Annotated in this window: 26 protein-coding genes; 14 read left to right on the forward strand and 12 right to left on the reverse strand. The window is 63.3% G+C overall.

Annotated elements, in window-relative coordinates; translation table 11 throughout:
* Positions 1-34: 34 nt before the first annotated feature.
* The 5 genes from trpA to HUI96_RS21715 all read right to left on the reverse strand — a co-directional run bounded on the left by trpA (position 35) and on the right by HUI96_RS21715 (position 3,548).
* Positions 35-874 (reverse strand): tryptophan synthase subunit alpha, encoded by an 840-nt coding sequence (gene trpA, locus HUI96_RS21695; protein ID WP_188256770.1) that lies wholly within the window; start codon positions 872-874, stop codon positions 35-37.
* A gap of 2 nt (positions 875-876) precedes the next feature.
* Positions 877-1,164, reverse strand: coding sequence for a type II toxin-antitoxin system RelE/ParE family toxin (locus HUI96_RS30305; RefSeq protein ID WP_188256771.1), 288 nt, complete (start codon positions 1,162-1,164; stop codon positions 877-879).
* On the reverse strand, positions 1,161-1,448 hold the full coding sequence (locus tag HUI96_RS21705) for a ribbon-helix-helix protein, CopG family (protein WP_188256772.1): 288 nt from the start codon (positions 1,446-1,448) through the stop codon (positions 1,161-1,163). The genes HUI96_RS30305 and HUI96_RS21705 overlap by 4 nt, the downstream gene beginning before the upstream one ends.
* Before the next feature lie 72 nt (positions 1,449-1,520).
* Positions 1,521-2,741: a tryptophan synthase subunit beta gene (trpB, locus tag HUI96_RS21710; protein ID WP_188256773.1), complete on the reverse strand. Its 1,221-nt coding sequence runs from the start codon at positions 2,739-2,741 to the stop codon at positions 1,521-1,523.
* A gap of 147 nt (positions 2,742-2,888) precedes the next feature.
* The gene (locus tag HUI96_RS21715) at positions 2,889-3,548 is read right to left on the reverse strand and encodes a phosphoribosylanthranilate isomerase (RefSeq protein WP_188256774.1); all 660 of its coding nucleotides are present in this window, start codon (positions 3,546-3,548) and stop codon (positions 2,889-2,891) included.
* A 463-nt stretch (positions 3,549-4,011) separates the two neighbouring features.
* On the opposite strand from HUI96_RS21715, the gene HUI96_RS21720 reads away from it, so the two are divergent.
* Positions 4,012-4,533 (forward strand): hypothetical protein, encoded by a 522-nt coding sequence (locus HUI96_RS21720; protein ID WP_188256775.1) that lies wholly within the window; start codon positions 4,012-4,014, stop codon positions 4,531-4,533.
* Positions 4,534-4,586: 53 nt separating this feature from the next.
* On the opposite strand, the gene HUI96_RS21725 is transcribed toward HUI96_RS21720, so the two are convergent.
* The 4 genes from HUI96_RS21725 to HUI96_RS21740 form a co-directional block, all read right to left on the reverse strand.
* On the reverse strand, positions 4,587-5,348 hold the full coding sequence (locus tag HUI96_RS21725) for a M48 family metallopeptidase (protein ID WP_188256776.1): 762 nt from the start codon (positions 5,346-5,348) through the stop codon (positions 4,587-4,589).
* A gap of 158 nt (positions 5,349-5,506) precedes the next feature.
* Entirely contained in the window at positions 5,507-5,977 is a 471-nt protein-coding gene (locus HUI96_RS21730) for a DUF2852 domain-containing protein (RefSeq protein ID WP_188256777.1), read from the reverse strand.
* Positions 5,978-6,092: 115 nt separating this feature from the next.
* Positions 6,093-7,235, reverse strand: coding sequence for a benzoate/H(+) symporter BenE family transporter (locus HUI96_RS21735; protein WP_188256778.1), 1,143 nt, complete (start codon positions 7,233-7,235; stop codon positions 6,093-6,095).
* A gap of 2 nt (positions 7,236-7,237) precedes the next feature.
* Entirely contained in the window at positions 7,238-8,014 is a 777-nt protein-coding gene (locus tag HUI96_RS21740) for an alpha/beta hydrolase (RefSeq protein ID WP_188256779.1), read from the reverse strand.
* A 187-nt stretch (positions 8,015-8,201) separates the two neighbouring features.
* On the opposite strand from HUI96_RS21740, the gene infC reads away from it, so the two are divergent.
* The 9 genes from infC to pheT all read left to right on the forward strand — a co-directional run bounded on the left by infC (position 8,202) and on the right by pheT (position 14,713).
* The gene (gene infC / locus HUI96_RS21745; RefSeq protein ID WP_188256826.1) at positions 8,202-8,738 is read left to right on the forward strand and encodes a translation initiation factor IF-3; all 537 of its coding nucleotides are present in this window, start codon (positions 8,202-8,204) and stop codon (positions 8,736-8,738) included.
* A gap of 249 nt (positions 8,739-8,987) precedes the next feature.
* On the forward strand, positions 8,988-9,197 hold the full coding sequence (rpmI, locus tag HUI96_RS21750; RefSeq protein ID WP_188256780.1) for a 50S ribosomal protein L35: 210 nt from the start codon (positions 8,988-8,990) through the stop codon (positions 9,195-9,197).
* Between the two features lie 29 nt (positions 9,198-9,226).
* Complete coding sequence (rplT, locus tag HUI96_RS21755) at positions 9,227-9,625, forward strand: 50S ribosomal protein L20 (protein ID WP_188256781.1); 399 nt, start codon at positions 9,227-9,229, stop codon at positions 9,623-9,625.
* 227 nt (positions 9,626-9,852) lie between these two features.
* The gene (pheS, locus tag HUI96_RS21760; protein WP_188256782.1) at positions 9,853-10,935 is read left to right on the forward strand and encodes a phenylalanine--tRNA ligase subunit alpha; all 1,083 of its coding nucleotides are present in this window, start codon (positions 9,853-9,855) and stop codon (positions 10,933-10,935) included.
* A 75-nt stretch (positions 10,936-11,010) separates the two neighbouring features.
* Positions 11,011-11,175 carry a DUF4160 domain-containing protein gene (locus HUI96_RS29555; protein ID WP_337918548.1) on the forward strand — a complete coding sequence of 55 codons (165 nt, stop codon included), beginning with the start codon at positions 11,011-11,013 and terminating at the stop codon, positions 11,173-11,175.
* A 10-nt stretch (positions 11,176-11,185) separates the two neighbouring features.
* Entirely contained in the window at positions 11,186-11,434 is a 249-nt protein-coding gene (locus tag HUI96_RS21770; protein ID WP_188256783.1) for a DUF2442 domain-containing protein, read from the forward strand.
* A gap of 20 nt (positions 11,435-11,454) precedes the next feature.
* A complete protein-coding gene (locus HUI96_RS21775) occupies positions 11,455-11,874 on the forward strand; it encodes an ASCH domain-containing protein (protein ID WP_188256784.1) in 420 nt (139 codons plus the stop codon).
* Entirely contained in the window at positions 11,871-12,296 is a 426-nt protein-coding gene (locus HUI96_RS21780) for a GFA family protein (RefSeq protein ID WP_188256785.1), read from the forward strand. Before HUI96_RS21775 ends, HUI96_RS21780 begins: the two co-directional genes overlap by 4 nt.
* Positions 12,293-14,713, forward strand: coding sequence for a phenylalanine--tRNA ligase subunit beta (gene pheT / locus HUI96_RS21785; protein WP_188256786.1), 2,421 nt, complete (start codon positions 12,293-12,295; stop codon positions 14,711-14,713). Before HUI96_RS21780 ends, pheT begins: the two co-directional genes overlap by 4 nt.
* A 16-nt stretch (positions 14,714-14,729) precedes the next feature.
* On the opposite strand, the gene HUI96_RS21790 is transcribed toward pheT, so the two are convergent.
* Positions 14,730-15,449: a DUF6946 family protein gene (locus HUI96_RS21790; RefSeq protein ID WP_425299264.1), complete on the reverse strand. Its 720-nt coding sequence runs from the start codon at positions 15,447-15,449 to the stop codon at positions 14,730-14,732.
* Positions 15,450-15,530: 81 nt separating this feature from the next.
* Here HUI96_RS21790 and HUI96_RS21795 point away from each other — a divergent pair, with 81 nt between their 5' ends.
* Together HUI96_RS21795 and HUI96_RS21800 are read left to right on the forward strand one after the other, a co-directional pair.
* Positions 15,531-16,373 (forward strand): aldo/keto reductase, encoded by an 843-nt coding sequence (locus HUI96_RS21795; protein WP_188256788.1) that lies wholly within the window; start codon positions 15,531-15,533, stop codon positions 16,371-16,373.
* Positions 16,374-16,496: 123 nt separating this feature from the next.
* Positions 16,497-16,955: a hypothetical protein gene (locus tag HUI96_RS21800; RefSeq protein ID WP_188256789.1), complete on the forward strand. Its 459-nt coding sequence runs from the start codon at positions 16,497-16,499 to the stop codon at positions 16,953-16,955.
* Between the two features lie 56 nt (positions 16,956-17,011).
* Here HUI96_RS21800 and HUI96_RS21805 read toward each other — a convergent pair whose 3' ends face one another.
* Together HUI96_RS21805 and HUI96_RS21810 are read right to left on the reverse strand one after the other, a co-directional pair.
* On the reverse strand, positions 17,012-17,770 hold the full coding sequence (locus tag HUI96_RS21805) for an NYN domain-containing protein (RefSeq protein ID WP_188256790.1): 759 nt from the start codon (positions 17,768-17,770) through the stop codon (positions 17,012-17,014).
* Positions 17,771-17,992: 222 nt separating this feature from the next.
* Complete coding sequence (locus HUI96_RS21810) at positions 17,993-18,238, reverse strand: DUF982 domain-containing protein (RefSeq protein WP_188256791.1); 246 nt, start codon at positions 18,236-18,238, stop codon at positions 17,993-17,995.
* A 513-nt stretch (positions 18,239-18,751) separates the two neighbouring features.
* On the opposite strand from HUI96_RS21810, the gene HUI96_RS21815 reads away from it, so the two are divergent.
* Positions 18,752-19,894: an ABC transporter substrate-binding protein gene (locus tag HUI96_RS21815; RefSeq protein ID WP_188256792.1), complete on the forward strand. Its 1,143-nt coding sequence runs from the start codon at positions 18,752-18,754 to the stop codon at positions 19,892-19,894.
* A 163-nt stretch (positions 19,895-20,057) separates the two neighbouring features.
* The gene (locus HUI96_RS21820; protein ID WP_188256793.1) at positions 20,058-20,978 is read left to right on the forward strand and encodes a branched-chain amino acid ABC transporter permease; all 921 of its coding nucleotides are present in this window, start codon (positions 20,058-20,060) and stop codon (positions 20,976-20,978) included.

Below are 20,978 nucleotides of genomic sequence, written 5' to 3' on the forward strand. Positions count from 1 at the left end.
GCGTCCTTAGACCTAAGCCGGAGACATGGGGAGTTTATTGGGCGGTAGCAAGGCGGGCTGCGCGCACGCCCTCAGCCAGATTGCCGACCAGCGATGCAACTGCTTCGACGGGATCGGCGGCCATCTCGCCCGTCGGGCCGAGCGCGTTTGCGACCGTATTGACGATCGCCGTGCCGACCACGACGCCGTCTGCGGAGGCGCCGATCGCCTGCGCCTGCTCGGCAGTCTTCACGCCGAAGCCGACGCAGACCGGCAGGTCGGTGTGGCTCTTGATGCGAGCGACAGCGGCGGCGACCTTTTCGGTGTCGGCAAGGGCGGCACCGGTGATGCCGGTCATCGAGACGTAGTAGACGAACCCGGACGTGTTCTGCAGCACCTTGGGCAGGCGCTTGTCGTCCGTGGTCGGGGTCGCCAGCCTGATGAAATTGACCCCGGCCTCCAGGGCCGGAACACACAGTTCCTCGTCCATTTCAGGCGGCAGGTCGACCACGATCAGCCCGTCAATGCCCGCGGCTTTGGCGTCCGAAAGGAAGCGATCGACGCCGTAGATGTAGATCGGGTTGTAGTAGCCCATCAGCACGATCGGCGTCTCGTCGTCGTCCTTGCGGAAGTCCGCCGCCATGCGAAGCGTCTTGGCGAGGGTCTGGCCGCCCTTCAGCGCGCGCAGGCCCGCGGCCTGGATCGCCGGGCCGTCCGCCATCGGATCGGAGAACGGCATGCCGAGTTCGATCACGTCGGCGCCGGCTCTCGACAGCGTTCTCATGATCTGCAGCGAACTCACGTAGTCCGGGTCGCCGCCCATGAAATAGGTCACGAGCGCCGGCCGGCCTTCGGCCTTCAGCTTAGCGAAACGGCGGTCGATACGGGTGGTCATGATCACTCTTCTTGGTCAAGCCAATTCAATCGGCCCGGGTTAGCGCGACCATCCCAAAGCCGCAATATCTCGATGCAATCATCGGCTATTCGATAGATCAGAGAAAACGGTGTCCGCGGGATCGAGAACTCGCGCTCCTCTCTGTCCGACACTGGATGCCCAATGAACGGATTGGCTTCCATCGCAGCCAGTGCGCGCGCCTGGGATCGCCCTTCCGGAAAAGTGGTTCGATAATAACGAGTAAACCATCTTACGTCCTCGTCCGAAGACGCAAGGAATATGACTCTCATTTGCGGGGCGGCAGAATCACGTCCGGAGCCGGAGCCGGCGCGTTGATGTCACTCTCCAGGCGCTTCATCCACTCTAGGATCGCCTCACTTGAGATGAAGACGCCCTTGTCGGCCTCTTTTGCTGCCGCAGCGATCACGTCGCGCTTGTGCGCTTGAAGGTTCAAGTATGCCTCGATCGCTCTTTCGGCTACCTTCGACTCCGACATCTTCAGCAGGCGCGCTTCCTGCTCCAGTTCTTCCTTGAGCTGCGCTGGCACGTGCAATGATAGTGGCACTTCACCCATCAGCGTTTTCCAAGAGTTCGGCCATCCAAAGCCTAGCACGCCCGGCGAGCCGCTCCAAATACAGCGCGCAGCTCAAATCTCCACACCGAGCATCTTCGCTACCGTATGCACGTCCTTGTCGCCGCGGCCGGAGAGGTTGCAGATGATGATCTCGTCCTTGCCCATGGTCGGCGCGACCTTCATCACTTGGGCGATGGCGTGCGCCGACTCCAGCGCCGGGATGATGCCTTCCACGCAGGTCGTCACCTGGAACGCCTCCAGCGCCTCGTTGTCGAGGATCGGCACATAGTCGACGCGGCCGGTGTCGCGCAGCCAGCTGTGCTCCGGCCCGACGCCTGGGTAGTCGAGGCCGGCCGAGATCGAGTGCCCGTCGAGAATCTGTCCGTCCTCGTTCTGCAGGAGATAGGTGCGGTTGCCGTGCAGCACGCCAGGGCGGCCGGCGTTCATCGACGCACAGTGCTCAATGCCCTGCAGCCCGCGCCCGCCAGCTTCGACACCGACGATCCTGACGCTGCGGTCATCGAGGAAGGGGTGAAAGATGCCGATCGCGTTCGAGCCGCCGCCGACGGCGGCCACCACCAAGTCGGGCAGGCGCCCCTCCTGCTCGAGGATCTGTTCGCGCGCCTCCAAACCGATGACCGACTGGAAGTCGCGCACCATCTCCGGATAGGGGTGCGGGCCGGCGGCCGTGCCGATCAGATAATAGGTGTCCTCGACATTGGTCACCCAGTCGCGCAACGCCTCGTTCATGGCGTCCTTCAGGGTGCCGTGGCCGGAACTCACCGGCCGCACCTCGGCGCCGAGCAGCTTCATGCGGAAGACGTTTGGCGCCTGCCGCTCGACGTCGGTCGAGCCCATGTAGACCACGCACGGAAAGCCGAAACGCGCCGAAACGGTGGCCGAGGCGACGCCGTGCTGACCAGCGCCGGTCTCGGCGATGATGCGCTTCTTGCCCATACGCTTGGCGAGCAGGATCTGGCCGAGGCAGTTGTTTATTTTATGCGAGCCGGTGTGGTTCAGGTCCTCGCGCTTGAAATAGATCTTCGCGCCGCCGAGATGCTTCGTCAGGCCTTCAGCGAAATAGAGCTTTGACGGTCGGCCGGCGAAATTGGTCGAGAGCCCTTCCAGTTCGGCCTTGAAGGCGGGGTCGCGCTTGGCGTCTTCCCAGTGCTGCTGCAGGTCGAGGATCAGCGGCATGAGCGTTTCGGCGACGAAGCGCCCGCCGAACATGCCGAACATGCCCTGCTCGTCGGGTCCTGTCCTGAAGGAGTTTGGCGTGAGCGGCTGGTTCATGGCGTTTCCTGGCACGCGGTTTGTTTCTATCGGAGGATGGCCTGGGCATGCATCCCGTCAAGCCCCCTCACGGCAAGAGGCCGCAGCATCCCTGTTCGGTCGCTTAACCCCTTCCGGACAGAAAAGTAAACCGACGGGTGCGACCGCCTATGCCGCCCGGCCGGTGCGTGCCGCCTCCACGGCGCGGAAGAACGCCCTGATCTTCCCGACGTCCTTGACCCCAGGAGCGCTTTCGACGCCGGACGAGACGTCGATGCCGGGCGGATTGCAGAGCCGCAGCGCCTCGCCGATGTTTTCGGCATTGAGCCCGCCGGACAAGAGGTAATCGAGCTTCGGATCAAGGCTTTGAAGCAGGCGCCAGTCGAACGAGACACCGTTTCCGCCGGGCAGTTCGGAGCCCTTGGGCGGCTTGGCGTCGAAGAGGAAGCGGTCGGCGACACCGAAGTAGGGCTCGATCTTTCTGAGATCCGCGGCTTCGCTCACCGAAAACGCCTTCATCACTGGCAGGCCGTAGAACTGCTTGACCTCGGCGACACGTGCGGGGCTCTCCTTGCCGTGGAGTTGCAGCATATCCGGCTTCATCTCTGAGACGATCGTGTCGAGGACAGCGTCATTGGCATCCACCACGACCGCGACCGCCTGCGCCCGGCCCCCGACCGCCTGCCGAAGTCGTCCGGCATCACCAGGCTCGATATAGCGCGGGCTCTTGGCGAAGAAGATGAAGCCGACATGGCTCGCCCCGCCTTCGATCGCGGCGGCAATCGTCTCGGGCGTCTTCAGGCCGCAGATTTTGATGGAGAGGGACATGGGATGGGAGTGCCATGAATTTGCGGCGGAGTCGAGCAGGGCAGCTTCGCTGCCGCGCGCCGATCAGATCCTATCAAATCATATCTGCCGGCCTAGTCTGGTGCGTCTCGAAACCCTCAACAAAATACCACCTTGTATGCAGAACCTCTTTTTCGCCTTGTTGAACTTTTTCGACTTTGCAACTACTAGAGGCAATTAATTGACATAGACACGCAAAGCGTGCACTATACTTACGTTTAGGACCGCTTACGAGGTCGAGCAAACCCACACTCGAAACAGCACTCCCTTGTTGGGAAGGGATTTCTTGATGAGGACTCTCTGCACCATAGCCTGTGCTGTGTCGCTGTCATCCTGTGCAGCAGGTCCAATTCAGGCAACGGTCAAGTCCCCAAGAGCCACAATTGAGGAATTGGGCTACAGCGCAGTGGCCCTTCCGTCCACGGCTTATGGGCCGGGATCGCTGGTGACATCACTCAAGGGCAACGGCCTGCAATCGCCATTGAAATTGACTTATCTTTGTCGTCCTGAATACGCGAATGCTCCGCAGCCTATGATCCACCCCGCAGCGACAAGTGAAGCAACAAGGGCCTTTGCGGGCAGCTTCAGGCTCGATGCAACCGCTCTCAACCAGTTGGGGCTGGGAACTGGCGCGGACTATGTCGAGAATGTGGATCTCAGCTTCAGGAATGTGCGCATCGAACAACTCGCCCTCGATGACTTGGACGCGATTCGCAGCGGCCTGGGGCCGGTCTGCACCAACCTTGTGAGAGAGTACTCGGAAAAGAACCTGGCCTATCAAACTCAGCAGGCTATCCGCGCCGACGTGATCTATCGGGTCAGGCTCAAGAGAGGCCTTTCCGCAGAGGCAAAAGGCATTGCGTTGAAGCCATTTGTTCTGCAACTCGGTGGAAATGTCCAGGAAGAGTCAGACACGACATTTTCGGGTGAAGGCCTCTATCATGGCCTGCTGCTGACGAAGGTATAGCTCTCGCCAGGAACGACCAAGGAAGGGGCATAGGTGATCTGTCCTGCCTGCCTTCACTCAAACCCGATCGCCTGGAGCGCATTGCCGTTCTTCTTCAGCCAGGCCTTGCAGCGCTCGGTGTCCGGGCAGAGTTCCTCGCACAGCCTCCAGAAGTCCGGACCGTGGTTCATCTCCTTGAGATGAGCCACCTCGTGCGCGACGAGGTAGTTTATCACCGGCCTCGGCGCCATCATGATGCGCCAGGAGAATGAGAGCGTGCCATCGGACGTGCACGAGCCCCAGCGGCTTGAGGTATCCTTGAAGCGGATCGCCTTGGCCCTGCGGCCGACCGCGGCCGTATGTTTTTCCACCAGCGCCTCTATGTCGCGTTTGGCTTCCCGCTTGAGGAAGTCAGCGACGCGCCGCGGCAGGTGAAGCGGGTCGCCGTAAACGACGAGTTCCGGACCGGCTTCCCCTGCCCTGATCTTGGTGGTCCCGCGTTTGTCCGCTTCATGCACCAGCAGGTGCGGCACGCCGCGGACTGGAATTTTGATGCCCGGCCTGACCTGCGGCCGGTCGGGAAGCTTTGAGAGCCTCTGCTCCAGCCAGCCCTGATGGCGGCTCAGGAATCGCTCGATCTCGCCGCCCGCAAGGCCGGGCGGCACTGTCACTCTCAGCCCTCGCCCGCCTGTCTCGATCCGCAAGGTGAGCCGGCGCGCGCGCTCGTTTTGGACGATGCGCAAGGGCAGCGTGCGACCGGCGACGTTATGCTCGCGCTCCTCCGTACGATTGGGGGCGGGCCGGGATTTCAGTCGGTTCAGCAGGCCGAGGGACATAAAGCGAGCGATACGCGATTCGGGATGCGGCGGGGGAGCCACTTTGTTCCACAAAAGGCGGCGGCAGTACGGCTTTCGGCGGAGGAAAATTGTCGAGCACAAAAACAAACGGCGCCGCACAGGCGGCGCCGTCCAATCGATGGCAATGGCGTGCAGCTTTACTCGACGTCGTCGAGCGAACCGGACGAACCCTTGTGGGTGCGGCCCTCTTCGGTCGGCACCGGCGTGGAGCGGGAGCGGTTCGCCATAAAGCGGTCGAACTCCTCCTGGTCCTTGGCGCGGCGAAGCTCGCGCATGTATTCGTCGAACTCGGTCAGCATCTCGTCGAGCCTGCGACGCTCTTCCTCGAGGCGCTTCAGCTCATTTTCGCGCCAGTCGTCGAACGCCACGTTGCCGGTGCGGGCCATTCCGTGACCCCAGCGCTGGGTCTTGTCGGCGCTGCGGCGGCAGCCGGAGAAAATGCCGTTGGTCGCGCGGTTGACGTCTCGCTTGAAGCCTTCAAGCCGGTCGCCCCAGATGATGTAGGCGAGCATTGCAAGCCCGAGCGGCCAGAAGACCATAAAGCCGATGATCATCAGCGCAATGGTCGCGGGGGTCCAGGCCGGTCGGATCCAGGCGGTCGTGTTCATCTTCTCCCGTTCCTTCGGTTGGGGCAGCCGAGCCGGCTGCTTGGAATCGAGATGGTATGAAGCCTGCTCTGCTTCAATAGTTTCCGGTCCGAAACCGGAGAAGACCTTGATTCGCTTAGCGGAATTTTGCGCGCTCGATCACCAGCACCGCAATGCCGGCCACCAAGCCCCAGAAGGCGGAGCCGATGCCCGCCACCGTCAGTCCCGAAGCGGTCACCGCAAAGGCAACCGTCGCCGGAATGCGCTCCTTCTCATCCTTCAGGGCGATGGCAAGCGCATTGGCGAGCGCCGCCAGCAGCCCGAGCCCGGCGACAAGGACGATGAGTGAAGACGGAAGCACCGCGAAGATCGCAACCAGCGAAGCCCCGAACAGGGCGAAGACAAGATAGGCGAGCGCATAGAAGGGTCCCGTCTTCCAGCGCTCCACCGGGTCCGGATGGACATCCGGGCCGGTGCAGATCGCGGCGGAGATGGCGGCGAGATTGGTCGTCAATGCGTTGAACGGCGCTGTCAGCAGGGACACCACACCGGTGAAGGCGATCGGCGGGCCAGGCTCGGGCTCGTAGCCGGCCGCCTTCAGCACCGCCAGGCCGGAGAGGTTCTGCGAAGCCATGGTGACGAGGTAGAGCGGCAGCGCCAGCCCGAAGGTCGCCGCGAGGCTGAACTTCGGCGCGGTGAATACCAGCGTCGACATTTCCGGCGCCGGCATTTCGCCGATCCGCCCCAGCAGGGCGGCAAGCGCGATGCCTCCCACAAGCACCGCCACCACGGAGAGGACCGGGTTGAAGAGGCGGACGACGAAGAAGGCGACGACCAGCGGCCCGATCAGCAGCGGATCGGCGCCGACTGACTTGACCGCTCCGATGGCGAAGCTGACCACGATGCCGGCCAGCATCCCGGATGCGACCGAGGCGGGGATCCTCGACATCAGCTTGGTCAACGGCCTGAACAGGCCTGTCGCCGCGAGCAGCGCGCCGACGATCAGGAAAGCCCCCACCGCTTCGTTGATGGTAAAGCCCGAGCTGCTGCCGATCAAAGCGGCGCCCGGCGTAGACCATGCGGTCACGACCGGCATTCTGGTGCGCCATGACAGCCAGGCCGATTCCACGGCCATCGCTAGGCAGAGCGCCGTCACCATGCTGGCCGTCTGCTCGCGCGACGCGCCGACCGCCTCCGCCGCCGCGATGATCAGAGCCAGCGTGCCGCCGAAACCGACGACCGCCGCAACGAAGGCGGATGCGGGAATGGAAAGGCGCATCCTCAGGCCGCCTGATCGGCGATCACCCCTTCGAGCGCGGCCAGGATCATCTCGATGTCCTGCGGCCGCGAGAGCCGATGGTCGCCATCGGGCACCAGCGACAGCGTCACGTCGTCGGCCGGCAGCAACCCGACCAATTTCAGCGCGTGCTGATAGGGGACATCCTTATCGCGCATTCCCTGGATCACATGCACCGGACAGAAGGTGTCCATCGGGCCGGTCATGACCCGGTTCTTGTATCCGTCCTCTATAAGGGCGCGCGTGAAAATGTTCGGATCGCCGCCATATTCGGACGGAGTCTCGAAGAAGCCGTTCTGCTCAAGCTCCTTCTTCTGTTTCCTGGTGAGTTCCGGCTCGACCAGTTCCATCGTGAAGTCTGGCGCAGGCGCGATCAGCACGAGGCCTGCAATGCGATGGGCTTCCCCGCCCCGCACGAGTTCCTGGATCATGCGCAGCGCGATCCATGCGCCCATCGAAGATCCTACGAACACCTGCGGGCCTTCGCTCTGCGCGCGAAACACTGCCAGGCTCTGGGTCAGCCATGAAGAGATCGTGCCGTCTCGAAATTCGCCGCCGGATTCACCATGTCCGGAGTAGTCATGGCGAAGAAAGGCCCGGCCCGTACCCTCCACCCACTGGTCGAGTGCCTCGGCCTTGGTGCCAAGCATGTCGGACCGGTACCCGCCGAGCCAGACGACGCCCGGCGGCTGTCCTTCGCGGCGGCGGTAGGCGATGCGGATCCCGTCGACATCCAGATAGGCGGGTGAAGTGCGGTTCATGCCGGATACCGAGTTTCGTCGCGGCTGCTTTTGGCATGTTTGCAACGCAAGGCAAAGTCCCGCGTTAGCAGCCACAAAACTGCGGCGATGCTGGTGATTTATTCGTTCCGCCATGCTATTGACTCGCGCCCCGGCGCACCGACATAGGGCGCCGGCACGAACTTCAACAACTGAGGAGACCACGACCATTCGCAGACCGTTCAAGGCAGGAGCGCCCGTCAAGGAGGGCCCGCGCGCAAACAGGGAGATCCGAGTACCCCGCGTCCAGTTGATCGACGCCGACGGCAAGAACCACGGCGAGGTTCCGACGCTTGAGGCCTTGCAACTTGCCGAAGAGGCCGGGCTGGATCTTGTCGAGATTTCCCCTAACGCAGAGCCGCCTGTCGCCAAGATCCTCGATCTCGGCAAGCTGAAATATGCAAACCAGAAGAAGGCCGCCGAAGCGCGCAAGCACCAGAAGGTCATCGAGATCAAAGAGATCAAGATGCGCCCGAACATCGACGACCACGACTACGAGGTCAAGATGAAGGCGGTGCGCCGGTTCTTCGAGGAAGGCGACAAGGTAAAGCTCACTCTGCGCTTCCGGGGTCGCGAGATGGCCCATATGGAACTCGGCATGCAACTCCTGCACAAGGTCCGTGACGAGGTCGCCGGCATCGCCAAAGTCGAGGCCGAGCCGAAGCTCGAAGGTCGCCAGATGATGATGGTGCTGGCGCCGAAATAGGCGCCGGCCATCTCTTCGGATCGGCTGCTCCGGTCTAGAAGAGCGTCAGGCACATCCGATTCAATTCGCGTCGCCGGTCCCGGCCGGCTCACGATTCAACAGTTGCGCTTTCCCGGCCTCGCCGCTATAAGGCCGCCGTTCTGAGAACCGCCCGGCAGGGCATGCCGTGGCGGTTCCGTTTGCTTTTCGGGCTCTGGTCGGCCCGAAGACAACAACAAAGCAGGCCCCGAGCCTCGAAGGAGAAGCAAAATGCCCAAGATGAAGACCAAATCAGCCGCTAAGAAGCGGTTCAAGATCACTGCGACCGGCAAGGTCAAGGCGCAGGCCATGGGCAAGCGCCACGGCATGATCAAGCGTTCCAACAAGTTCATTCGCGACGCGCGCGGCACCATGGTTCTGGCGGAACCGGATGGCCGCAAGGTCATCAAGAACTTCCTGCCGAACGGCGGCGGCATCTGAGCCTGGAACGATATTAAGGAGATCATGACATGCGCGTGAAAAGAGGCACAGTCGGCCACGCCAAGCACAAGAAGGTCCTGAAAGCCGCCAAGGGTTTCTACGGCCGCCGCAAGAACACCATCCGCATCGCCAAGCAGGCGGTCGAGAAGTCGCTGCAGTACGCCTATCGCGACCGCAAGGTCCGCAAGCGCAATTTCCGTGCGCTCTGGGTCCAGCGCATCAACGCCGCCGCGCGCGAGCATGGCCTGACCTATGGCCGCTTCATCGACGGCCTCAACAAGGCCGGCATCGAAATCGACCGCAAGGTGCTGTCCGACATGGCGATCCACGAGCCGCAGGCGTTCGCAGCGCTGGTCGGCCAGGCGAAGGTCGCGCTGGAGTACCTGAAGGACACCACCCCGAATGCTTTTGAGAGCGCTGTCGCCTAAGGCCGCCGCGCTTCCCAAGCTTTCGAAAATCTGATTTGGGAAACCCGCGCCGGCAGGGCTGGCGCGGGTTTTTGTTATGAAGTGCGTCCTTCGAGGCTCCCCTTCGACTACTCGCCACTATGTGGCTCGCTCAGGGGCGCACCTCAGGATGAGGAAAGTCGGCGCCGCCCCTCTACCTCGAAGGACGCGCCACTGAACGTGCCGCATACGCGGAAAGGGCATTTGTAATGGATCTGTCTGGTCAGGAATCGGCACTTCTTTCAGAGATCGCTTCCGCCGGCGACGAGCATGCGCTCGAAGCGGTGCGCGTTGCCGCGCTCGGCAAGAAGGGCTCGGTCTCCGAACTCCTGAAGACGCTTGGCTCGATGAGCCCGGAAGAGCGCCAGGTGAAGGGACCGGCGATCAACGGGCTGAAGAACCGCGTGACGGATGCGCTCGCCGCCCGCCGGGCCGAACTCAGGGACGCTGCGATCGCCGCCCGGCTTGCGGCGGAGAAGGTCGACGTGACGCTGCCTGTGCGCCAGTCGCCGGCCGAACGCGGCCGCATCCATCCGATCAGCCAGGTGATCGACGAGATCACCGCGATCTTCGCCGACATGGGATTTTCGGTCGCCGAAGGGCCGGACATCGAGACGGACTATTACAACTTCACGGCGCTGAACTTCCCGGAAGGCCATCCGGCGCGCGAGATGCACGACACCTTCTTCCTGCCGCCGGACGCAAACGGCGAGCGCAAGGTGCTGCGCACCCACACCTCGCCCGTGCAGATCCGGACGATGGAGGCGCAGAAGCCGCCGATCCGCATCGTCATCCCCGGCAAGACGTACCGGCAGGACTCGGACGCCACCCACTCGCCGATGTTCCACCAGGTCGAAGGCCTGGTGATCGACAAGACGGCGAACATCGCCAACATGAAGTGGGTGCTGGAGGAATTCTGCAAGACCTTCTTCGAGGTGCCGAGCGTGAAGATGCGCTTCCGCCCGTCCTTCTTCCCGTTCACCGAGCCGAGCCTCGAGGTCGACATCCAGTGCGACCGCTCGCGGCCGGGCGAGGTGCGTTTCGGCGAGGGCAACGACTGGATGGAGATCCTTGGCTGCGGCATGGTCCACCCCAACGTGCTGCGTTATGGCGGGCTCGATCCCGACGAGTACCAGGGTTTTGCCTGGGGCATGGGCATCGATCGCATCGCCATGCTGAAATACGGCATGCCGGACCTGCGCGCCTTCTTCGACGCCGACGTGCGCTGGTTGCAGCACTACGGGTTCCGGCCACTCGACATGCCGACGCTGTTTGGAGGGCTTAGCGGCTGACTCATGCCGACCCTGCTCATCTGAAGAGGCTACAATTTCCGCTTCTATGCCTCCGACAGGTATGAGCCGCCGCATGTGCACATCGCGAAGGACGGCAGGTCGGCCAAAGTCTGGTTACGGGATTTGGAGATCGAGTATCGGCACGGCTACAATGACCGTGAGATCGCCGATCTCATGACCGTCGTCACGGAGCACCAGGATGACTGGATCAGAGCTTGGAGCGACTTCTTCGGAGTTTGAGACCGAAGCCATGCGCCCCACCGCGGCCCGATGCGACGATCGGTTCGTGTATGTCACTCTGGCCGATGGCCGCCAGATCCGCGCACCGCTCTGGTGGTATCCGTTTCTGGAGAAGGCGTCCGCGATCGACCGTGCCGAGGTCGAACTGATGTTCGAGGGTGTTTGGTGGCCAAAAATGGATGAAGGAATCTCGGTCAAGAGCATGCTGTTGGGATGGAAAGCCCCCGGCGCCGTGCCGCCTTCGGTAGCGGCCGAATAGCTGGAGCTAATGTGGGCAGCATGACCGATCCCTACGCCTCAGCCATCACCTTCTCCTTCGGCGACAGCCCGGAGATGGCGGACGAACTTCTCGCGCTGGTGATCGCCGGGACGAAGACGGCCACCTGTGGCGCGCTTCGCGACTTTCCGGAGGACAGCCCGGCGCGTCCGGTGGTCGGACGCCGCGATGTCGTGCTCGACGGCCAGGGCCGGCGCGCTGCCGTCATCGAGACGGTCGAGGTTACCCTCCGCCGCTTCGATGAAGTGGATGAGTCCTTTGCCTTTGACGAAGGTGAGGGATTTCGCACGCTGACGGACTGGCGCGCTGGTCACCAGCGCTTTTTCGAGCGCAATGGCGGCTTCGCGCCGGGCATGGAACTCGTCTGCGAGCGTTTCCGGCTGGTCGAGGTTCTGCCCCGGGAGGAAGAGGCGACTTCATGAGCGATGCCATCCTCCATACCGGCGGATGCCGTTGCGGTGCGGTTCGCTTCGAGGCGAATGCCGAGCCGCATCACGTCAGCTACTGCCATTGCGACGACTGCCGCCGCGCGACCGGGGCTCCGGTGTCCGCTTTCGTCGGTTTCACGACGGACGCGGTCACCCTGCGCGGCGAGGCTTTGCGCCGCTTCGAGAACGGACCGGCTACACGCAGTTTCTGTGGCGTCTGCGGCTCGCCGATCACCTACACCGATCAGCGCCTTGCCAACCGCATCTATTTCATGCTCGGCGCGATGGACGCGCCAGCGCAGTACCAGCCGACCCTGCACGCCTACGTGAGCGAGCAGCTTCCCTTCGTGCAGATGCCGGACGGCTTGCCGCGGCATATGCACACCAGCGTTCCCAGACCGGAAGAAAACCAATGAAACTGACGCTTTCCTGGCTCAAGGATCATCTCGAGACCCACGCATCGCTCGACGAGATCGTCGAACGGCTGACCTCGATCGGGCTCGAGGTCGAGGCGGTCGACGACAAGGCGCCCTTGCGTCCCTTCGTCATCGCCAAGGTGCTCACGGCTGAAAAGCATCCTGACGCCGACAAGCTGCGTGTGCTGACCGTCGAAACGGGTACGGGCAATCCGATTCAGGTGGTCTGCGGCGCGCCCAATGCGCGTGCCGGCCTAGTCGGCGCCTTCGCCGCTCCGGGTACCTACATTCCGGGAACAGGGATCACGCTCGGGATCGGCAAGATCCGCGGCGTGGAAAGCCGCGGCATGATGTGCTCGGAGCGCGAACTGCAGCTTTCGGACGAACATGACGGCATCATCGAACTCCCGGAGGACGCGCCGGTTGGCGAGGCCTTCGCGCCCTGGGCGAAGCTCGACGACCCGGCCATCGAGATCAACCTGACGCCGAACCGGCCGGACGCGACCGCGATCCGCGGCATCGCGCGCGACCTAGCGGCCAGCGGGCTCGGGCGGCTGAAGCCGCTCGCGGACGAGCCGGTGCCGGGCCGCGGCGACACTCCTGTAAAGCTGCGGCTCGACTTCGGCGACACGCCTTCGCTCTGCCGCGGCTTCGCGCTGAGGCTGGTGCGCGGCGTGAAGAACGGCCCCTCGCCCAAGTGGATGCAGCAGCGGCTGCTGGCGATCGGGCTGCGACCCATCAATACATTGGTCGACATCACCAACTATCTCACCTTCGACCTCGGACGGCCGCTGCACGTCTTCGACGCAGCCAAGGTGAAGGGCGACCTCGTCGTCCGCCGCGCGCGCGAGGGCGAGAAGGTGCTGGCGCTCGACGGGCGAGAATATGAGCTGACGCCCGGGATGTGCGTGATCGCCGACGACAGCGGGGTGGAATCGATCGCCGGCGTCATGGGCGGCGAGCATTCGGGCTGTGACGAGAACACGACCGACGTGCTGATCGAATCGGCGCTGTGGGAGCCGCTCAACATCGCCCGCACCGGCCGCGCGCTCGGCATCGTCACCGACGCGCGCTACCGCTTCGAGCGCGGCGTCGACCCCGAGATGATGGTGCCGGGACTCGAAATCGCCACCCGCATGGTGCTCGAGCTGTGCGGCGGCGAGCCGACTGAGCCGGAGGTCGTGGGCTATAAGGGCTATGCCGCGCCCGTCATCGACTTCCCGCTCTCGGAGGTGAAGCGGCTCACTGACCTGGATGTGCCGGAGGGTGAGGCGGTCGGCATTCTGGAGCGGCTCGGCTTCGGCGTGGAGCCGTCCTCCAAGCAGGGCCACCGCCGCGTCGCTGTCCCGTCCTGGCGTCCCGATGTCGACGGCAAGGCGGACCTCGTCGAGGAGGTGATGCGCATCCATGGCGTCGACGAGATCGCCCCGGCGCCGCTTCCCGGTCACGAGGCGGTCAACGGCAAGATCCTGACCACACTGCAGATCCGCACCCGCGCCGCCAAGCGCGCGCTTGCGGTGCGCGGCATGATGGAAGCGGTCACCTGGTCGTTCATCCCGGCCAGGCACGCCGAAATTTTCGGCGGAGGCCGGCCGGAGTTGAAGCTGGTGAACCCGATCGCCGCCGACATGTCGGACATGCGCCCATCGCTGTTGCCGGGGCTGATCGCCGCCGCACAGCGCAATGCCGACCGCGGCCATGCCGACGTCGCGCTGTTCGAGGTGTCGGACATCTACGAAGGCGACAATCCAGACCAGCAGGCACGGGCCGCCGCCGGAGTCCGCCGCGGCACCGCCGGGCTGGAAGGCTCAGGCCGGCATTGGGCCGGAGCAGCCTCGCAAGTCGGCGTGTTCGACGCCAAGGCAGACGCGCTCGCCGCGTTGGAGGCCGCCGGCGCGCCGGTCGACAAGCTGCAGATCGAGGCGGGAGCGCCGGGCTGGTACCATCCGGGCCGCTCGGGCGTGATCAAGCTCGGTCCCAAGACGGTGCTCGGCCATTTCGGCGAGTTCCACCCCAAGACGCTGGATGCGCTCGACGTTTCGGGCCCGCTCTCAGGCTTCGAGGTGTTCCTCGACGCCATCCCCGAACCGAAGGCCAAGGCCACCCGCACCAAGCCGAAGCTGGAGTTGTCCGCGTTCCAGGCGGTAAAGCGCGACTTCGCCTTCGTGGTCGACCGCGCTGTCGAGGCCGGAGCAATCATGAAGGCAGCGGGCGCGGCCGACAAGAAGCTGATCACCGGCGTCTCGGTGTTCGACGTGTTCGAGGGCGCTGCGCTCGGCGAGGGCAAGAAGTCGGTCGCCATCGAGGTCGCCATCCAGCCTACCGAACGCACTCTTACGGACGAGGATTTCGAGGAGCTCGCGGTGCGGATCGCCGAGAATGTGAAGAAGCAGACTGGCGGTGTGTTGCGGGGTTAGCTTCCAGCCACGGCGATCATGCCTCTCCGGCAGGCTTCACTCGTTCCTGCCGGGCGGGTTTCGTGAGCATCTGCGGATTACCCGTTATCCAGCCGAGATGGAGCGGCAACCCGCTTGGCAGGCGAGTCTCGAACAGATGGTCATGCCGAGCCAAGATCCCAAAAAGCTGGGCAAAGGCCGCGAAGTCGTCGAACCACAAGCGCTGCGGCGAATAGGATTGAACGATCATGATCGCCCGGGAGGCGCGGAATCGACTTGCCTCGAGCACTGCGGCCGCCGTCCTGTGCAACAGCTGATAGCGCAGGCACCCGGGTAGCTCGCTCGGGAGACCCAGCAAGCCGTTGATCTGGGCCAGACGGACTCTCCGGCCGTCGGTCAGGGGAGACGTCCACTCCGCCAGCGTCGGACCGAACGGTTCGGAAACCTTGGCCTCCACAGTCATAGCCGCTGTCTCGGCACCAATGCCCAGCAATGCAAACAGATCGCTCTGGCTGTTGCGGCCGCCGCCTTCGAGCGGCACCTGGTGTTCCGGGAACGCGGCAATCAATTCGGGGATGCGACCGAAGGCGCTGGTGATCACCGAAAGGACTTCAGAGGGAAGCCCGCCCGTCTCCTCCCAATCGTGCGCAAATGCGCATGCCGAATAGCCGGTGCGCCAGTGCCTCTCAGGCTCCGCGAGAAGACCTCGCCAATCGGAAGGGCCGGCAGTCGGGAGGTAAATTCGCTTGATAGGCATTGTTACATCCCTCTACGCTTTGAGGACAAAGCAAGACTTCGCCCAACTCTAGACTAAAACATTTTAGTGCTGGTGAACCTCATGGCTGACCGTATCCCCACCACCTCCCTCCCCTCCGGCGTCTCCGTCCCCGTGCTCGGCCAAGGGACATGGAGGATGGGCGAGGACGCCCGGCGCCGCGCCGAGGAAGTGGCTGCGCTGCGCCTCGGGCTCGATCTCGGCATGACGCTGATCGACACGGCGGAGATGTACGGCTCGGGCGGGGCCGAGGAAGTGGTTCGCGAGGCGATCGACGGGCGCAGGCAAGAAATCTTCCTCGTCAGCAAGGTCCTGCCGTCCAAGGCGTCGCACTCCGGCACGATCCGCGCCTGCGAGGCCAGCCTGAAGCGACTCGGCACCGACCGCATCGAACTATACCTGCTCCACTGGCGCGGCCGCGTGCCGCTGGCCGAAACGGTCGCCGCCTTCGAGACGTTGAAGTCGCAGGGCAAGATCCTGCACTGGGGCGTCAGCAATTTCGACGTGGACGACATGGCCGATCTTGCCGCAGCCGGCGGCACGAGCGTCGAGACCAATCAGGTGCTCTACAATCTCCAGGCTCGCGGCATCGAGTTCGACCTCCTGCCGAAGTCGCTCGCCGACGATCTCCCGATCATGGCCTATTCGCCGGTCGGACAGGGCGACCTTGCCCGGCAGCCCACTCTGGTCGAGATCGCCCGCCGGCATGGCGCGACGGCGGCTCAGGTCGCGCTCGCCTGGGTGCTCCGGCAGCCCGGCGTCATCGCCATCCCGAAGGCGAGCCGGCCGGAGCATATCCGGCAGAACCGGGCCGCGGTCGACCTCCAGCTGAGCGCGGAAGACCTGGCCCAGTTCGACGCGGCCTTCCCGCCGCCGCGCCGCAAACAGCCGCTGGAAGTCATCTGAGCGGTGTCGTTGTCACCGCCACTACTTCCATCCAGCGGCAATCGGAGGCCGAATACTCCTGACAGAAAGCTGTCAGGAGGCGATCGGTTACTCTGACAGCAGGCCATGTCAGTGGAGGGGACGATGCACGACACCGGATTTGCCGATTTCGATTTCCTGGTCGGCGAGTGGACCATCACCAACGAATTCCTGCGGGGGCGGCTCAAGGGCTCGAGCGACTGGGAAACCTTTCCGGCGACGTCGCGCGTGGAGAAGGTGATGGACGGCTGCGGCAACCTCGACCAGATGTTCGTACCGGCGCGCGGCTTCACCGGCATGACGCTCAGGCTCTACAATCCCGAGTCAAAACTGTGGTCGATCTACTGGTCGGACACCAAGAGCTGCCGGCTGTTTCCGCCGACGGTGGGGAAGTTCGAAAACGGGCGCGGCGAATTCTACGGCGACGATGTCGAGGACGGCCAGCCGGTACGCGTGCGGTTCCTCTGGACGGCGGGGGACAGCCCTCGCTGGGAACAGGCGATGTCAGCCGATGGCGGGAAGACGTGGGAGCTGAATTGGATAATGCGGTTCGAAAGAGAGTAGACGTTCCGCTCGACGCCCGGATCCAACTGACGTGATCAAGGCGAGGAAATCCGGCGCTACGACGTTCGGCGCCCCGACTTCGTTCGAGCAGCGGCAGCCGGCTTCACCCGTATGCGCAGCGTCCCGCCTTCGGGGTGGTGGATCTCGAAAGCTCCGGTCTCCTTGACGAGATCGCTCAGCTTGCGGAAACCGAATGTGCGCGGGTCGAAGTCGGAAGCGAGATTGGCGAGTTGTGTTCCGACCGCGCCCAGCCGAACCCACCCGTCCTCGGTCTCCATCTGGGCAATGACCCTCTTGATGATGGTCGCCGCATTCGCGGGCGGTTGCAGTGCCTTGACTTTCGGGGCGCCAGATTGATCGGCGGCTGGGGTCGACACCAGGTTCTCGGTATAGAGAAAACGGCGGCAGGCTTGCCGAAAGCTCTCGGGCGTCTTCTGTTCGCCGAACCCGTAGACATCGATTCCCTGTTCGCGAATGCGAGCTGCCAGGCGGGTGAAATCACTATCCGACGAGACGAGACAGAAACCGTCGAACCTGCCGCTGTGAAGCAGGTCCATCGCATCGATCACCAGCGTAATGTCGGAAGCGTTCTTGCCGGTCGTGTAGGCGAACTGCTGCTGCGGAATGATGGCGTGCTTCGACAGCACTTCGGCCCACCCCTTCGATCTGGCGTTGGAGAAGTCGCCATAGATTCGGCGCACGCTCGCCTCGCCGATCTTGGCAATCTCCTCGAACAGACCATCCGCTATCTTGGCCGAGGCGTTGTCCGCATCGATCAGGACGGCCAGACGTGGGGAACGAGGTTCAGACGGCAAAGGGGGAACTCCTTCCAGACCCGACTTATGTCATCCAGCATAAGGCGCGTTTTGGAATAGTCGATCGTGGGAAGGCTGCCTTCCGAGACGACCGCACCTTCGGCGGCGCGATCGCTCCGCCTCCTTGACGAGCTTGCATTCGAGGTTGGACCTGAAGCTGAAGAACTGCAATTGCCGTGGCTCGGCACGGTCGTGCCATTCGGGCGGCGCCTTAACCGGCGATCACTCGCTCAGAAGAACCCTCGCCGATTTTGCCGCCTCGACAAAGGCGCGGCGCGCGAACGAGGCAGGCTGCTCGCCTTTGATGACGGCAAGGCATGCGCTCATCGCGCGCTGCCGCTCCTCGTCTTCGTGCTGCCAGTCGCTGAGTAGAATCCGGCCGGCATCGTCGACGCTGGTCACCACCCGATCGCGGTCGATCCGGCCAAGCTGAATTATGACCGGCCTGTGGAAGCGTTTCGTTTTCATCGGATTCTCAAGCGCCGGCGCTCGGGAGGTGCGCCACAGCCGGTCGCGCCAGCACATCTGGCCGAGCAGCTTCGTGGAAGAGCTCGCACGGAGATGCCCCCACTCGGTCACGGGGCTCTAGGAGAGAAACTTCGTATACTTCGGCCGGCATATCGCCGCGCCTGTCCCACACCATCCAGCAATCGGATGGATCGAGCACGCACTTGAAGCGCGAAAACTCCCCCGTCACGCGGTCCCCTCCTAAGGCTCAATGCCGCTCGAAACACCCGATCCTCAGGAAAGTTCCTTCCGGCGTCGAATTTCTCGAGGGGCGACAGGGGCGATAGCCGCGAGCCAATGCAGAGTCATGGCCGGCCGTAAATCAGTTGTTGCGTAAATCCGACGGTACGGTGGATATTTCCGTTCTGAGTGTGGCTTGCGCACCGTGCTTCAGACTAAACGTTGAGGAACGCGTGCATTTCGAATGCCGGTGTTTGGATTTCGGGGCTGAAGATAAAGAAAAGGGAGAAGGGAATGAGGAATTTGATAGGGGCGAGCCTGCTCGCTTGTGGGCTCGGCGTGTCGGGCTTTGCCTTCGCTGAGCCTGTGAAGGTCGGCATGATCACGACGCTGTCCGGCGGCGGCGCCGGGCTCGGCGTCGATGCCCGCGACGGCTTCATGCTGGCGCTGAAGCTCGCTGGCGCGAAGGACATCGAAGTCGTGACGGAGGACGACGCGATGAAGCCTGAGCTTGCCGTGCAAATCGCCGACAAGATGATCCAAAGCGACAAGGTAGACATCCTGACCGGTATCATCTGGTCGAATCTTGCCATGGCCGTCGTGCCGAACGCTGTTGCTCAAGGGAAATTCTATCTTTCCGTGAATGCCGGTCCTTCGCCGCTTGCCGGCGCAAAGTGCGACAAGAACTACTTCAACGTCGCCTATCAGAACGACAATTTCCACGAGGCTGCTGGCAACTACGCGCAGGCCGAAGGCATCAAGAAGATGTTCATCCTCGCGCCGAATTACCCGGCCGGGACGGACTCGCTGAACGGTTTCAAGCGCTTCTACAAGGGCGAACTGGTCGGCGAGGTCTACACCAAGCTCGGCCAAACCGACTATGCTGCCGAGATCGCACAAATTCGCGCCTCTGGCGCCGATTCCGTGTTCTTCTTCCTGCCGGGCGGCATGGGCATCGCCTTTATGAAGCAGTATGCCCAGTCGGGCGTTGAAATTCCCGTCATGGGTCCCGGCTTCTCCTTCAGCCAGGACGTGCTCGGCGCAATCGGCGACGCAGCACTTGGGGCCAAGAACACCGCATCCTGGTCTCCCGATCTCGACAACGCCAAGAACAAGGAGTTCGTCGCGGCGTTCACGGGCGAATACAATCGCCTGCCGTCGATCTACGCGGCGCAGGCCTTCGACACGGGAAGCTTGATCGCGGCTGCCGCAGCCAAGGCCAGCGTGAAGGACGCAGACGCGTTTCGTGCGGCGCTTGCTGCCGCCGAATTCGACTCGGTGCGTGGCAAGTTCAAGTTCAACACCAACCACCATCCGATCCAGGACTTCTATGTCCGCGAGGTGATCAAGAACGGCGAAGGGGTGCTTACCAACAAGATCGTCGCCACCAGCTTCACCGACCATCAGGACGCTTACGTAAAGGATTGCAAGCTTTAGACAATCGACCGCCGGACGGCATCGGTTTCCGTTCAGCAGACCTCTCCCCGGCCCGGGGAGAGGATTTGTCGGGGCAGGTCTGATCTCCCCACGCAAGAAGGTTGCCAGGACGCCCGGCGAGGCGGGCTTTTTCTTGTCAACGATCGCCTGATGGATCGCACATTTGCAAACTGCCCTGCTTATCGAACAACTCCTGAACGGCCTCCAGTTCGGCGTAATGCTGTTTCTGATGGCGGCCGGCCTGACGCTTATCTTTGGCGTCATGGGGCTGATCAATCTGGCGCACGGCTCACTCTACATGATCGGAGCGTTTGCCTGCGCGGGCGTTGCCGCTGCTACCGGATCGTTCTGGCTGGGCCTGCTCGCAAGCCTCGCAGCGGCGGCGGCAGCCGGCGCGATCGTCGAAATGACCATCATTCGCCGTCTCTACGGCCGCGACCACCTGGATCAGGTGCTGGCGACCTTCGCGCTCATCCTGATCTTCTCCGAGGGCACGGCCTGGCTGTTCGGCTCGTTTCCCCTCTATCTCGACATCCCCCCTCTGTTGCAGGGCGCGGTCGAATTGCCGGGAGGGGTGCGTTACCCGATCTACCGCCTTGCCATCATCGGCGTCGGCATCGCCGCCGCGTTCGGCCTTTATCTGCTGATCGCCCGGACCCGGCTCGGCATGCGCATCCGCGCGGGCGAGTCCGACCGCGAGATGATCGGCGCGCTCGGCGTCGACATCCGTTCGCTCTACACCGTCGTCTTCGCGCTCGGCGCAGCGCTCGCCGGCCTGGCCGGCGCAATGGTCGGCGCGTTGCAGTCGGTTCAGGTCGGCATGGGCGAGCCGGTGCTGATCCTCGCCTTCGTGATCATCGTCATTGGCGGCATCGGCTCGATCAAAGGCGCCTTTGTCGGGGCGATCCTAGTCGGCGTCACGGACACGATGGGCCGCATTCTTCTGCCTGCTTTGCTCACCGCGATGATCGGCCCCGCCAAGGCAGCGGGAATAGGCGCCGCGATTGCCTCCATGCTGATCTACATCGTCATGGCGCTGATCCTCGCGTTCCGGCCGCAAGGCCTCTTCGCGGCGCGGGGTTAA

Origin of the sequence: Pseudaminobacter soli (ex Zhang et al. 2022) (assembly GCF_014595955.1) — a bacterium.
Classification (GTDB): Bacteria; Pseudomonadota; Alphaproteobacteria; order Rhizobiales; family Rhizobiaceae; genus Kumtagia; species Kumtagia pseudosoli.

Bases quoted from the DNA above. Each gene is read 5' to 3' on its own strand.
- trpA (WP_188256770.1), bottom strand. From the start codon at position 874: ATGACCACCCGTATCGACCGCCGTTTCGCTAAGCTGAAGGCCGAAGGC.
- HUI96_RS30305 (WP_188256771.1), bottom strand. From the start codon at position 1,164: ATGAGAGTCATATTCCTTGCGTCTTCGGACGAGGACGTAAGATGGTTT.
- HUI96_RS21705 (WP_188256772.1), bottom strand. From the start codon at position 1,448: ATGGGTGAAGTGCCACTATCATTGCACGTGCCAGCGCAGCTCAAGGAA.
- trpB (WP_188256773.1), bottom strand. From the start codon at position 2,741: ATGAACCAGCCGCTCACGCCAAACTCCTTCAGGACAGGACCCGACGAG.
- HUI96_RS21715 (WP_188256774.1), bottom strand. From the start codon at position 3,548: ATGTCCCTCTCCATCAAAATCTGCGGCCTGAAGACGCCCGAGACGATT.
- HUI96_RS21725 (WP_188256776.1), bottom strand. From the start codon at position 5,348: ATGTCCCTCGGCCTGCTGAACCGACTGAAATCCCGGCCCGCCCCCAAT.
- HUI96_RS21730 (WP_188256777.1), bottom strand. From the start codon at position 5,977: ATGAACACGACCGCCTGGATCCGACCGGCCTGGACCCCCGCGACCATT.
- HUI96_RS21735 (WP_188256778.1), bottom strand. From the start codon at position 7,235: ATGCGCCTTTCCATTCCCGCATCCGCCTTCGTTGCGGCGGTCGTCGGT.
- HUI96_RS21740 (WP_188256779.1), bottom strand. From the start codon at position 8,014: ATGAACCGCACTTCACCCGCCTATCTGGATGTCGACGGGATCCGCATC.
- rpmI (WP_188256780.1), top strand. From the start codon at position 8,988: ATGCCCAAGATGAAGACCAAATCAGCCGCTAAGAAGCGGTTCAAGATC.
- rplT (WP_188256781.1), top strand. From the start codon at position 9,227: ATGCGCGTGAAAAGAGGCACAGTCGGCCACGCCAAGCACAAGAAGGTC.
- pheS (WP_188256782.1), top strand. From the start codon at position 9,853: ATGGATCTGTCTGGTCAGGAATCGGCACTTCTTTCAGAGATCGCTTCC.
- HUI96_RS21770 (WP_188256783.1), top strand. From the start codon at position 11,186: ATGCGCCCCACCGCGGCCCGATGCGACGATCGGTTCGTGTATGTCACT.
- HUI96_RS21775 (WP_188256784.1), top strand. From the start codon at position 11,455: ATGACCGATCCCTACGCCTCAGCCATCACCTTCTCCTTCGGCGACAGC.
- HUI96_RS21780 (WP_188256785.1), top strand. From the start codon at position 11,871: ATGAGCGATGCCATCCTCCATACCGGCGGATGCCGTTGCGGTGCGGTT.
- pheT (WP_188256786.1), top strand. From the start codon at position 12,293: ATGAAACTGACGCTTTCCTGGCTCAAGGATCATCTCGAGACCCACGCA.
- HUI96_RS21790 (WP_425299264.1), bottom strand. From the start codon at position 15,449: ATGCCTATCAAGCGAATTTACCTCCCGACTGCCGGCCCTTCCGATTGG.
- HUI96_RS21795 (WP_188256788.1), top strand. From the start codon at position 15,531: ATGGCTGACCGTATCCCCACCACCTCCCTCCCCTCCGGCGTCTCCGTC.
- HUI96_RS21800 (WP_188256789.1), top strand. From the start codon at position 16,497: ATGCACGACACCGGATTTGCCGATTTCGATTTCCTGGTCGGCGAGTGG.
- HUI96_RS21810 (WP_188256791.1), bottom strand. From the start codon at position 18,238: ATGAAAACGAAACGCTTCCACAGGCCGGTCATAATTCAGCTTGGCCGG.
- HUI96_RS21815 (WP_188256792.1), top strand. From the start codon at position 18,752: ATGAGGAATTTGATAGGGGCGAGCCTGCTCGCTTGTGGGCTCGGCGTG.